General features: G+C 34.6%; 11 protein-coding genes. 5 read left to right on the top strand and 6 right to left on the bottom strand.

Annotation, left to right across the window (positions count from 1 at the left end; all coding sequences use genetic code 11):
• Nucleotides 1-307 precede the first annotated feature (307 nt).
• The 3 genes from KHA94_RS05100 to KHA94_RS05110 form a co-directional block, all read right to left on the bottom strand.
• On the bottom strand, nt 308-1,609 hold the full coding sequence (locus KHA94_RS05100) for a glycosyl hydrolase family 18 protein (protein ID WP_213101008.1): 1,302 nt from the start codon (nt 1,607-1,609) through the stop codon (nt 308-310).
• A 188-nt stretch (nt 1,610-1,797) separates the two neighbouring features.
• The gene (locus KHA94_RS05105; protein WP_213101009.1) at nt 1,798-2,376 is read right to left on the bottom strand and encodes a TerD family protein; all 579 of its coding nucleotides are present in this window, start codon (nt 2,374-2,376) and stop codon (nt 1,798-1,800) included.
• Between the two features lie 75 nt (nt 2,377-2,451).
• A complete protein-coding gene (locus KHA94_RS05110) occupies nt 2,452-3,033 on the bottom strand; it encodes a TerD family protein (protein ID WP_213101010.1) in 582 nt (193 codons plus the stop codon).
• A gap of 356 nt (nt 3,034-3,389) precedes the next feature.
• Between KHA94_RS05110 and KHA94_RS05115 the strand changes: the two genes are divergently transcribed.
• Nucleotides 3,390-4,742 (top strand): VWA domain-containing protein, encoded by a 1,353-nt coding sequence (locus KHA94_RS05115; RefSeq protein ID WP_213101011.1) that lies wholly within the window; start codon nt 3,390-3,392, stop codon nt 4,740-4,742.
• Between the two features lie 81 nt (nt 4,743-4,823).
• Here KHA94_RS05115 and KHA94_RS05120 read toward each other — a convergent pair whose 3' ends face one another.
• On the bottom strand, nt 4,824-6,953 hold the full coding sequence (locus KHA94_RS05120) for a PAS domain-containing protein (protein ID WP_249365307.1): 2,130 nt from the start codon (nt 6,951-6,953) through the stop codon (nt 4,824-4,826).
• Nucleotides 6,954-7,238: 285 nt separating this feature from the next.
• Between KHA94_RS05120 and yhfH the strand changes: the two genes are divergently transcribed.
• The 3 genes from yhfH to KHA94_RS05135 all read left to right on the top strand — a co-directional run bounded on the left by yhfH (nt 7,239) and on the right by KHA94_RS05135 (nt 10,094).
• A complete protein-coding gene (gene yhfH, locus KHA94_RS05125) occupies nt 7,239-7,373 on the top strand; it encodes a protein YhfH (RefSeq protein ID WP_213101013.1) in 135 nt (44 codons plus the stop codon).
• Between the two features lie 300 nt (nt 7,374-7,673).
• Nucleotides 7,674-9,488: an oligoendopeptidase F gene (gene pepF, locus KHA94_RS05130; RefSeq protein WP_213101014.1), complete on the top strand. Its 1,815-nt coding sequence runs from the start codon at nt 7,674-7,676 to the stop codon at nt 9,486-9,488.
• A gap of 429 nt (nt 9,489-9,917) precedes the next feature.
• Nucleotides 9,918-10,094 (top strand): hypothetical protein, encoded by a 177-nt coding sequence (locus KHA94_RS05135; protein WP_213101015.1) that lies wholly within the window; start codon nt 9,918-9,920, stop codon nt 10,092-10,094.
• 63 nt (nt 10,095-10,157) lie between these two features.
• Here the strand turns inward: KHA94_RS05135 and KHA94_RS05140 are convergent, their stop codons facing one another.
• Nucleotides 10,158-10,379, bottom strand: a complete 222-nt coding sequence (locus KHA94_RS05140) for a cold-inducible protein YdjO-related protein (RefSeq protein ID WP_249365308.1) — start codon at nt 10,377-10,379, stop codon at nt 10,158-10,160.
• 73 nt (nt 10,380-10,452) lie between these two features.
• Between KHA94_RS05140 and KHA94_RS05145 the strand changes: the two genes are divergently transcribed.
• Nucleotides 10,453-10,599 (top strand): hypothetical protein, encoded by a 147-nt coding sequence (locus KHA94_RS05145; protein ID WP_213101331.1) that lies wholly within the window; start codon nt 10,453-10,455, stop codon nt 10,597-10,599.
• A gap of 118 nt (nt 10,600-10,717) precedes the next feature.
• On the opposite strand, the gene KHA94_RS05150 is transcribed toward KHA94_RS05145, so the two are convergent.
• Nucleotides 10,718-11,899: an MFS transporter gene (locus KHA94_RS05150; RefSeq protein WP_213101016.1), complete on the bottom strand. Its 1,182-nt coding sequence runs from the start codon at nt 11,897-11,899 to the stop codon at nt 10,718-10,720.
• Nucleotides 11,900-11,976: the final 77 nt, after the last annotated feature.

Raw genomic sequence — 11,976 nt, forward strand, 5'->3', positions numbered from 1 at the left:
ATGCATATTATATTTATATATGCGATGAGCTAATTGCGTAAGTCGATTAACAATCCAAGATGGAATGCACGAATGTGGCGTGCAGTTAATCGCCGCAATACGTAAAGGATGCCGTAACTGGCATCCTTTTTTAATTGATATCATACCTTTATTCGATATAAAGAAATGTTTAGCTCCACAAGATAGGCTTAGGAAGCATATATATTGCAAAACCAATAGAAAAGCTTTTGGGAGGACTTCGCGTAATTTTTGACCTCTCGTGTCTAAAGTCCACCAAGAAGTATATAAAACACCTTTCTCACCTGCCTTATCCTTGTTGGGGGTGACATTGGCGGTTCCGCTTATCTTTTGTGATAATAAAATTTTTTTCAACATATGCCCAATTTTGTGGAAAGGGCAAACTTAATTGCCAGTAGGTTGTCCCTAGAAGATGATATTGATCTATTAGTTTATATTTTTCAGAATAGCTGCGGATGTCGTCAAACCAAACGGTATGCTTATCTTGCTTAATCCAATAATTATACCAAGGGGTAGCAGCATGTAAATCATAATTGATAACTGCACCTGTTGAAATGGCCCGATTTTGTGCACCTAGAAGTGAAATTGCACTCGTAAAGCTGTCAATATTTCTCCAATCATATCCATATAAAGGTAGTGCCATTTGCAGTTTCTGTGGTTGAATTAAACTGATGGAGTAGCGAATTACCTCCTCTATCCACCAAATTGGTGCTACAGGATTTGGAGGCCCCGTTGGATATCCATAATCAATCGTCATTACTGCAACAATATCTGCAGCATCGCCAATAGCCTTATAATCATATGCACCTATAATACGATTCGTTGGAATATCTTCCGTTTTTGCATGGACATTGACATGAAGAATGAATGAACCTAATGCTTGTTTTAATTCATGAAGAAATTGAGAGAAATTATTTCTCCGTGGCGGGGGAATAAATTCAAAGTCAATACTAACCCCTTGATATCCTTTTTCCGTTATAAAATTCATGATACTTTTAATTAAGTTTTGCCTGTAAATTGGATTTTCAAGCACTTTTCCAATAAGTTCCGGACTAAATTTTTGATCCGCATAATTCCTTATCATTAATAGTGGAATGACATCTAACCGTTTACTTTCTGCAACAATTTGAGTATCATCTAAAGTTAAATACGCGGAACCTTCATTTGTTAATGAATAAGAGACTACTGCTAAATAAGTGAGATTATGTGCAATTTGGTTTAATACAGGGATAAATGAATCTGGATTAAATGGAATGATGAAACCTAGTGTTTGCATGGAAAGCTTTTGTGAAGAAGGAATATTAATTTTTTGACCAATATATAGATTATTTGGATTTATGGAAGGATTAGCTAAGAGGATTAAATTAACATTCGTATTGTACTGCTGAGCAATTTTCCAAATTGAATCTCCAGGTATTATTATTTTTGATCTAATGGGTAATGTTTGATCAGGGATATAGAGGGCTAAACCAGGTATGATCCTACTATTTTGAACTAACCTATTTACATTTATGATTGATTCGATCGGTACTCCATAGAGCTGAGATATTGCCCATAAAGAATCCCCTTTTTGGACGATGTGTATCGACATCTGTCCTCACACCTCCTATAATAAAACCTTAATTTATTTTATGGGGTATTCATCTCTAAATAGTACATAAACAGATGAATGAAAAAAAGCACTCAAATTATGAACTGTCCTCCGAATGACTTGCAATTTCTAAGAATCGGGGGACAGTGCAATTTGGGTGCTCTTTCATTCTTTTTTAAGATGATTCTTTAAACTTGCAAACCGTAATTACGACATAATGCAGCTAATCCGCCTGAAAAACCGCTGCCGATAGCATTGAACTTCCAATCATTGCCATGACGGTAAAGTTCACATATGACAACAGCTGTTTCGATTGAAAAATCTTCACCTAAATCAAAACGTAATAATTCTTGTTGATTAGAATTATCTAATAGGCGAACAAATGCGTTTGATACTTGACCAAAGTTTTGTTGACGAAGTTCTGCATCATGTATTGTTACAGTTATACCAATACGATCAACATAGGAAGGTATTTTTGTAAAGTCAACGACTAGCTGCTCATCGTCTCCATCCCCTTCACCTGTGCGGTTATCTCCGGAATGTACAATCCCTCCGCTTGGATGTTGAAGATTATTATAAAAAACAAAATCATGGTCGTTTTGGCATCTATTATTGGCATCCACTAAAAAAGCTGAGGCGTCTAAGTCAAAATCATGCCTACCTTGATATTTATTCGTATCCCAGCCAAGTCCAATAATTACCTTCGTTAAACCTGGGTTTGTTTTTGTTAAGTCAATCCTTTGTCCCTTTGCCAATTGAATTCCCACTTGAAAATCCTCCTATAAAAATGTTTATTCAATTGTAAAGCTGGAAAATAAATATGCCTTTCCTGCTTTTCACTATTATCCGACTTGTAAACCAAAGTCCGTAGCAATACGTGCTAATCCACCTTGATAACCAGAACCTACTGCAGAGAATTTCCATTCATCACTATGCCTGTATAATTCACCGACAATGATCGCCGTTTCAATAGAAAAGTCTTCTCCTAGATCATAACGGATGACTTCTTCATTCGTTTCTTCATTTACAATTCTTACAAAAGCGTTAGAAACTTGACCAAAATTTTGTCCACGGTTTTCCCCATCATGAATAGTAATGACGAAAGAAATTCTCTCGATATTCGCAGGAACAGCATATAAATTTACTTTTACTTGCTCATCATCGCCGTCCCCTTCACCTGTACGGTTATCACCTGTATGTACTACTGACCCATTTCCGCCTTCTAGCTGATTATAGAAAATAAAATCTTTATCGGAAGCGCATTTTCCAGATGCATCTAATAGAAAAATACTAGCATCTAAATCAAAATCCTGGCCCCCGTCATATTTATTTGTATCCCATCCAAGTCCTACAATCACTTTTGTTAATCCAGGGTTTGTTTTTGTTAAATCTACCTTTTGCCCTTTTGATAAAGAAATAGCCATTAACAATCGTCCCTTCATTATTTTATTAGATCTTCCTATTTCATCAGGAAGGATCATCCAAGGTAAAAACTTTTTTCAATTAAAAAAGGTTTTCTTACTTTCATAGTGTACCCCTTCAATTGGGAAAGCGTAAACTAATAAGCCTTTTTTATTATTTATTTATATTCTACTAAAGAAAAATACCACTGACCACCTTATTTTAATTTACATTTACCATTAATGTAAAATTAAAGTAAAACTAAAAGACGATAAACAAGCTAAAATCTAAATTTTATAAAAAATGATATGGAAATAAAGGTGAATATTTATAATATTTGGTAAAATAAGAGGTAACAAATGAAAGAGGTTGATAGATTATGAAATCATTAGTTCGTGGCGAAAAGATTAAAATTTCAGATTGGAGTCCATCTCACCTGATTCAAGTAGATGTAGAAATTCAGTCAAGCTTTGAAATTGACATTACATGTTTTGGATTAAATCATGAACAAAAATTAACTGATGATCGTTATATGATTTTTTATAACCAAAGCGAATCTCCTGCGCAAGAAATTAGGCTTTTAAGCAATAAGAGCGGTTCAGCTGCATTTTCAATTGATTTAACAAAACTTCCCTCCTCTTCCCAACAATTAGTTTTTACAGCTACGATTGACGGCAACGGAACAATGTCGATGATTTCATCAGGAATAATTAGATTTAGTTCAAATGGCCAGTCCTTTGCTGAGTATAGATTTACAGGTAATGACTTTCAAAATGAAAAAGCAATTATCATTTCTGAAATCTATTTTAAAGCTCTTTGGAGACTATCCTCAGTCGGCAATGGATTTAATGGCGGTTTAGCAGCTCTTCTAAAACATTTTGGCGGTGAGGTGGCAGAAGAACAAACAGAAGCTTCTTCACCACCAGTTAGCACGCCTATTCAAAATAATAAAATTCAGCTTGAAAAGAAAATGGCTGAGAAAGCACCAAAACTTTTAGATCTTTCCAAAAAAGCGAAAGTAACTTTAGAAAAGGTAGGCTTAGGCACTCACCAGGCAAAGGTTGCTTTATGTCTAGATATATCTGGATCAATGAGCTCCCTTTATCGATCTGGTAAAATTCAAGAATTCTCTGAAAAAATTCTAGCACTCGCAACACGATTTGATGATGATGGATCAATTGATATATTCCTATTTGGGGAAAAAGCCCATGATGTTGGTGAAATGACGATTGATAATTTTAATGGTTTTATATCAAATATTAATAGAAGCTTTCCATTAGAAGGCGGGACATATTATGGGAAAGTAATGAAAACAATACGAGAGCGCTATTTCGGCTATTCATTGAATAGGACGCCAATTACTAGAAATATGTCAGTGTATGTTATGTTTGTTACTGATGGTGCAACCTTTGATGAAGGGGTAACGATTGATCAAATCACTCAGTCATCTTATGAACCAATATTTTGGCAGTTTATGGCGATTGGAAAGTCAAATAAAGATGTGAAAAAGCGAGGGTTATTCCAAAGAATATTCCAATCAGATTTTTCATTCCTGGAACAGTTAGACAACTTAACGGGAAGATATATTGACAATGCAAACTTCTTTAGTGTTGAAGATCCATCAGGCATATCGGATGAAGTATTATATGATTTGCTGATGGAAGAATACCCAGAGTGGGTAAAGTTAGCTACGTTAAAGCAGCTAATTGGAAATAATCAAGTAAGAGTGTGATGGGTTATTACCGATAGAAGAAAATCAAACTAAAAAGGAAGGAGCGCTATACTCCTTCCTTTAATACTTAATAAAGTAGTATTAATCCAAAATGACAGGTAATTCTATGAGAAATTTTGTACCCTTATTAAGCTCACTTTCAATATTAACTTTTCCATTGTGGCTCTCAATTATATGAAAGCTAACCATAAGCCCAAGTCCATTTCCGGTTTTCTTTGTTGTATAAAAAGGTTCACCTATATTTTTAAGCTTTTCGGGTGGAATTCCTATTCCAGTATCTTCTACTGAAATATATACTTGATTGTCAAAAACATTTGTACTTACTATGAGGTTTCCCCCATCTGGCATTGCATCAATAGCATTTTTGATAAAATTGATAAAAACCTGTTTAAGACGATTTTCATCACAATTGATTAATATCTCATCATCTTTAGGTTCAAACCGAAAGTCAACATTTTTCTTTCTTGCTTCAAGCTCAAACAAAGAAAGAACATTGTTCAAAATTGGAACTACGTTTTTTTCTTCAAGGAGGACCGCTTTCGGTTTAGCTAGCATCATAAAATCTTCAACAATATTATTAAGTCGGCTTATTTCATCTAGAATGATTTCAAAATATTCTAAGCGCTCATTATTAGTTTCGTCCATTTGCAGGAATTCTGTATATCCTCTTATTGAAGTAAGCGGATTTCGAATTTCATGAGCAACTCCAGCAGCCAGCTGGCCAACTGCGGCTAGCTTATCCTGTCTGTGTAAGATCTGTTCGTTTTTTTTCTTTTCTGTAATATCATTTCGAATAGCTAAGTATTGATAGGGTTTCCCGTATTCATCTAAAAAAGGAATGATCGTTGTATCGACCCAATAAAAGGTACCATCCTTTGCACGATTCCGAATTTCCCCCTTCCAGACATCCCCATTCCTAATCGTTATCCATAGATTTTTGAAAAATTCCTTAGGATGATATCCTGAATTTAGCAATGAATGGCTTTGACCGATAAGTTCATCCCTACTATACTGTGAGATTTGACAAAACTTGTCATTCACATTCGTAATCACGCCAAATTCATCAGTGAATGCGACGATTGAGGATTGGTCTAGTGCAAATTTAATATCTCCTACTTCTTTAATAGTGTCCTTCAAATGCGCTTCTGTTGTTTTTAGAGCGGTGATATCTGTTCTAATTGAAACGAATTGATAAGGATTCCCCTCATTATTTAAAAATGGAACAATCGTTGATTCAACCCAATAGTATCTTCCATCTTTCGACCGATTGCGAATTTCACCAGACCAAATGTTGCCGCTTAAAATTGTATTCCAAAGGTTTCTAAAAAATTCTTCTGAATGATAGTTGGAATTTAAAATTTGATGCGTTTTTCCAATGATCTCGTCTTTCTCATACTTTGATATTTCAACGAATTTATCATTTACATAAGTAATGATACCGTCTGAGTTTGTAATTGTGACGATTGCAGATTCATCTAGCGCTGCTTCAATGTCCTTTAAGTAAGTGTCGCTATCAACCAATCTTTTTCCAACAACTGTTCTTGAGCCTACTAGTCCGCTTAAAATTAGAATAGATACGAACAACACTAAGTATATGAGAAACGACTTTGATGAAGCTACTTCGTTATCAAAACTTGATCCATAAAAGTCATTGGTAGTACGTAAAAGCAATAAATACCCTTCTATAATTGCCCCAGTAATAAGGAGTGAACTTACAGGCTTAATCCAAAATTCATTGAATTTCGAAAGACTTTTTGAATGGAATAACATCCACAGAGAGAAAATAAACGAACCAAAAATGAGCAGCGTTGCCAAAATAAATAGTGTTGGACTGAAATGGATGCTCATCTTCATTGCAAACATACCAGTAATATGGGTTGACAATACTGCAATAGTCATAAAAAAACTGCTTATCCAAAGTTGATTACGTTTTAACTCCCGATCAATAACTCCATAAAAGGCCAGCCCCGTAAAGAATATCCCTAATATGAGTGATAATACAGTATAAGGAATATGATAGTTGCCTGAACCATTTATGTTTACTGCTAACATCCCTATAAAATTCATGATCCATATACCGACTCCAAGAGAAAATGTTCCTCCCCAAAATAGAAATCTTCTATTTCGTTCTGATGATCGGACAAGAGTAAATAAATCTAAACCTGTATAGGAAGCGATAAATGTTAGAATCATCGCAATAAATATAAGCATTGGATTAATCAACTTTAACATGCCAAAAATGTAAATGTTCCTTCCCCTCTTTCTTTCTAAGGGTATTTATAATATCTTCTATGATTGTAATCCAATCCTTCATTTGTTGGAAGTGCAAATCAAAAAAATCTCATTATAGTGTAAACATTAATAACTGTCAGGCGAAAAAATGATACATAATAAAAATTTTCAGAAAATACACTACACATTTAACTACTAATTGTGTATACTGTTATATAACAAGCAAGGCAAATAAAATCTGTATTATAAAAAGGAGTGGGGAAATTGTTGAAAAGTTCAATTGAAGCAATAAAAACACTGCCACGGAAAATATGTCAAGAATGCGGTCAAAACATGAAGGAACATGAAGACTCCTACCTATTGGAATGTGACCGATGTTTATCTAAAAAGATTGAATAGTTTATTACAGGTTTGTTAATTGGGTTTTCCAACTGAAATAATTTACTAAATAGTTTTTAAAACGGCACCCTTTTTGGATGCCGTTTTATTACTTATAACCTTTTAAAAATATCGTTCCAAAAAGTTTATCCCCAATATAAGAATCTAAGTTCCTATTCCACTTTTACAAAAAGGAGGAATTTCAAAAAATCCCCATTTTTATTTTTTCATTTTTTTGAAAAATATATCCAATTTAAAGTCTATCCTGTATAATTTTTAGAAATACAAAATTTTAGCAATGCGAATAAAGGAGGAATTAAATTGGTTACAAAAGCTGCCATTAGATTATTACGTTCAGAAGCTCCAGAAGATGCTACATGGAATCTCAAGGATTTATTTTCCAATGAAGGTGAATGGAAACAAGAAATAAAAGAGATTGAAAACGAAATTGAAACCTTCAAATTATATAAAGGTCAGCTCCATACTAATGCAGACATTTTATATAAATGTCTTTCAGCTCAAGAAAAAATAATGATCAGGTTAGTACAAGCAGGTACATATGCTAATTTACGTCAATCGGAAGATGGAACCAATCCTATTAATCAAGCGAATTCTTCTATAATGGCTTCGCTAAGAGCAAAAGCCGGAGCTTCATTATCATTTATTGATTCAGAAATACTTGCTATGCCAGAGGGCACTGTTGAAGAATATATTGCGGATGATAGTAGATTTGAGCCTTTTTCTACTCAATTGATGGATTTATTAAAGACAAAAAAACATCAGCTCTCTCCCGAAACAGAGGAAGCATTAGCAGCACTTGGGGAAATACATGGAGCTCCATATTCTATTTATCAGGTTGCAAAGCTTGCTGATATGCAATTTTCTAATTTTGTTGATAAGAATGACAATGAGCAGCCAAACTCTTTCGCTCTTTTCGAGGATCGTTATGAGTTTTCTCCAGATAAAACGATCAGAAGAAATGCCTACCAATCTTTCTCAGAATCATTAACACAATATAAAAACACCTTTGCAGCTGTATATTCAACTGAGGTCAAAAAACAAGTTTCATTAGCAAAGCTTCGTAAATATGAGTCAGTAACAGATATGCTTTTAGAAGCACAGCATGTAACAAAAGAAATGTATCATAATCAGCTAGATATCATTCAAAAGGAACTTGCCCCTCATATGCGCAGATTTGCACATTTAAAGAAGAGAGTTTTAGGACTGGATAAGATGCTATTTTGTGATTTAAAAGCACCATTGGATCCTGAATTTAACCCGCAAACTACGTATTCTGAAGCAAGCAGTGTAATACTAAAAGCATTAAAGATTATGGGACCGGAATATTCCGAAATAATGGAAAAAGGATTAACAGAACGATGGGTTGATCGAGCTGATAATATTGGTAAAGCAACTGGTGCCTTCTGTGCAAGTCCATATGGCTCACATCCATTCATATTAATTACTTGGACAGATACAATGCGTGGAGCATTCGTACTCGCACATGAGCTTGGGCATGCGGGCCATTTCTATCTAGCTAATAAGAATCAGCGAATCATGAACACTCGTCCCTCCACATATTTCGTTGAAGCACCATCAACAATGAATGAATTACTCCTTGGTCAATATTTAATGAACAGTACAGAGGATAAAAGAATGAAACGCTGGGTTATTCTTCAACTTCTGGGGACTTATTACCATAATTTCGTTACCCACTTGCTTGAAGGAGAATTCCAACGGAGAATATATACTATAGCAGAACAAGGAACTCCGCTAACCGCAAAGACATTATGTGAGCAAAAAATGGATACTCTTTCATCCTTCTGGGGAGATGCCGTCGAGCTAGATGGATATGCTGCACTTACTTGGATGCGCCAGCCGCACTATTATATGGGACTTTACCCTTACACATATTCTGCAGGCTTAACCGCTTCGACTGCAATGATGCAAATGATAAATGAAGAAGGTCAGCCAGCCATTGACCGTTGGCTTGATGTTCTAAAAATTGGCGGTACAAAAAAACCATTAGATCTTTTAAAACACGCAGGAATTGATATGTCAAAGCCAGATGCAATTCGGAAGGCAGTATCTTATGTTGGCACTTTAGTTAACGAACTTGAAAAAAGCTATGAATAATCAAAAGGTCTCTCCATTTTTGGGGAGATTTTTTTAGCTAACAGGAAAGTTTAAGTTTATTAACGCACTAAAGTAAAGTGTGTGTTCAATTAAATATCTGCTAATAAGATCGCATAAGAAAAACTAAGGCATTCATAAGAAAAGCGCAAGCGCCTTGATCACCCCCGACAAGCATAAGCCAATCCTCTCGGAAAGGTGTTCTTTACCTTTCTGGGAGGATTGGCTTATGACCTCGAGGGGGTAGGCGCTGAAGCTAGACATTTCTCAAACTCATGAAAACTAATACTTTCTTATTTTTCCAAAAAGGACTTGGCGAATGCCAAGTTTTTCTAACAGTTTTCTTTATATTGAAAAATGAATAATAAATACCTTTATATGAAAAGTTATGGATAAGGCTTCATATAATGAGCTTGTAAAGGGGGTTATTAAATGAAAAAACAATCATTAGTAAATAAAAGAATTTCATTAGCTCAAGCGAATAAAGCGCAAAAATTTCCGAATCATAATAACGATCCTGGTGAATCAATTAATGAACATCGTGCAATTGAATTTGCTAATGTCCTTATTAGTGAAAAAGAGCTTGGGCAACAAAATGAAAATTTATAATGAATATTAAAAGACTGTTGTGCGAAATCAACAGTCTTTTCGAAAATAGTTTAATCAGCAGTTCTACTCAATTTGTGGTAATTCCCGTACTTCGACATTTGTTTCATTTCCACATAATGGACATTTTAAATCATCAGAAACAAATTCTTTCCGCATCCAGCCATTGCAGCTTTCGTGGCTGCAGGCATAGACTTCTGTATTAAGCATAACAACTTCAGGTTTATCGTCTTGACCTTTTCTATTGAAAAAAATAGCAAACGCCCCCTTTTTCCTTAGTATGAACATCTTAGGGAAATTTATCCTAAATGAACTGTTTTCTTACTAAGGGAATAAATTAGCGATGAATGGAGGGTATAAATTGGATGAAAATCAAACGATGAAAAAATTCACAGTGGTTGGAACTGATATTGAGAAGGTAAAACAACTTAATAGTCAATCCGGTTTATCCTATAATGAAGTGAAAATGCTGATAGCTAGTCGAGCAAATAAGAATAAGACGGACTGACTAGTATATCTCGACCTATTCATGGGATTCAAAAAAGAAATCGGCGAGGAAGCCGATTTCTTTTATTAAAATTCATATAAGTTTAAGCAGTTTTCTAATTTTTTCAGTTTTATTCATTTCACTGTTTAGCGGTTGTACGTGCTACTGCACTTACCTTTTCTTCCTTCAATAACCAAAAACACAAAAATAATCCGATTACGCTTAATAAACCAAAAAACAAATATACAGCATAAATATTAAATTCTTCATAGATGATTCCACCGATGAAAGTACAGAACCAATTTCCGACTCCATTACCAAAAGCAGAATATAATGTTATAGCTGTTGCCGTAATATGCAATGGTGTAATATCTCTTATATATTGAAGAGCGGCCGGTATGAAAAGCCCAATTGAAAATCCTTGAATAATGGCCGTACCATATATGAGCCAAAGACTTGGTTCAGTAAAATATAACAGCCATCTAACTAAAGAAACTGCTCCAGCAAAGGTCGCAACTTGCAATAATCCAAAGCGATGAATCCAATTACCTGCTACTCTCATAAAAGGAATTTCCGACAAAACAGCAATTAAAAAGGCAATCCCAATCCCTGTATAGGTGCCTCCTCTATCTTCAATAAAAAGACCAAAATAATTATTATTTGCAAGATTAGGGCCAAAAATAAGGAATGTAATAGCAAGGAATATGAGAAACTTTTTATGAACAAGGATTTCTTTTACCCCCGAAAGAAGATTATGGTTCCTAGAAGAATTTTCAGTAGGCATTTTTAAAGCAAGAAAGCTTGCTAATAATAACGAAACAAAAAAAGAATAAAATATTACTTCAGGATTCCATTCGGAAAGCCTTCCCATTACAAATACTGCGATTCCAAACCCAAGTGAACCGAATAATCGTATATTGCCATAATTCATTTTTACCTTACTTGTGTACTTGATCGATAAACTATCGGATATTGGGATAATGGCACTTTGGAAAATAGCAACCGCGATTGCGATGATAAACAGCCACACATATCCGTTAAAAAAGGTGTAGCCCAAGGCAAAAATTCCCGCAATGAAAGTTGTTATAGTAAGAATCTTTATGGGAGCATTCCTTTTGTCTGAAACCATTCCCCATAATGGTTGAAAGAATATCATGACAATTGGATTAATAGACATAATCGTACCAATTTGAACCCCATTTAAATGTTCAACTTCACTTAAATATACACTTAGTAAAGGATATAAGCTTCCAACACCAAAAAAGGTTAATAAGTAAAAGCCTTGCATTGTCAAAATATTTCTTTTTATATGTTTATCCATTGAAGTAACTCCTTCTATTCTTTCAATTAAGCAAATAATATTGTAGCACTTATTGGAAGCCTTTCGATATACTAAAT

This window comes from Cytobacillus citreus (assembly GCF_018343665.1).
Lineage (GTDB): Bacteria > Bacillota > Bacilli > Bacillales > Cytobacillaceae > Cytobacillus > Cytobacillus citreus.

Bases quoted from the DNA above. Each gene is read 5' to 3' on its own strand.
- KHA94_RS05120 (WP_249365307.1), bottom strand. From the start codon at position 6,953: ATGCTTATATTTATTGCGATGATTCTAACATTTATCGCTTCCTATACA.
- KHA94_RS05100 (WP_213101008.1), bottom strand. From the start codon at position 1,609: ATGTCGATACACATCGTCCAAAAAGGGGATTCTTTATGGGCAATATCT.
- KHA94_RS05110 (WP_213101010.1), bottom strand. From the start codon at position 3,033: ATGGCTATTTCTTTATCAAAAGGGCAAAAGGTAGATTTAACAAAAACA.
- KHA94_RS05140 (WP_249365308.1), bottom strand. From the start codon at position 10,379: ATGTTCATACTAAGGAAAAAGGGGGCGTTTGCTATTTTTTTCAATAGA.
- KHA94_RS05135 (WP_213101015.1), top strand. From the start codon at position 9,918: ATGAAAAAACAATCATTAGTAAATAAAAGAATTTCATTAGCTCAAGCG.
- KHA94_RS05150 (WP_213101016.1), bottom strand. From the start codon at position 11,899: ATGGATAAACATATAAAAAGAAATATTTTGACAATGCAAGGCTTTTAC.
- KHA94_RS05115 (WP_213101011.1), top strand. From the start codon at position 3,390: ATGAAATCATTAGTTCGTGGCGAAAAGATTAAAATTTCAGATTGGAGT.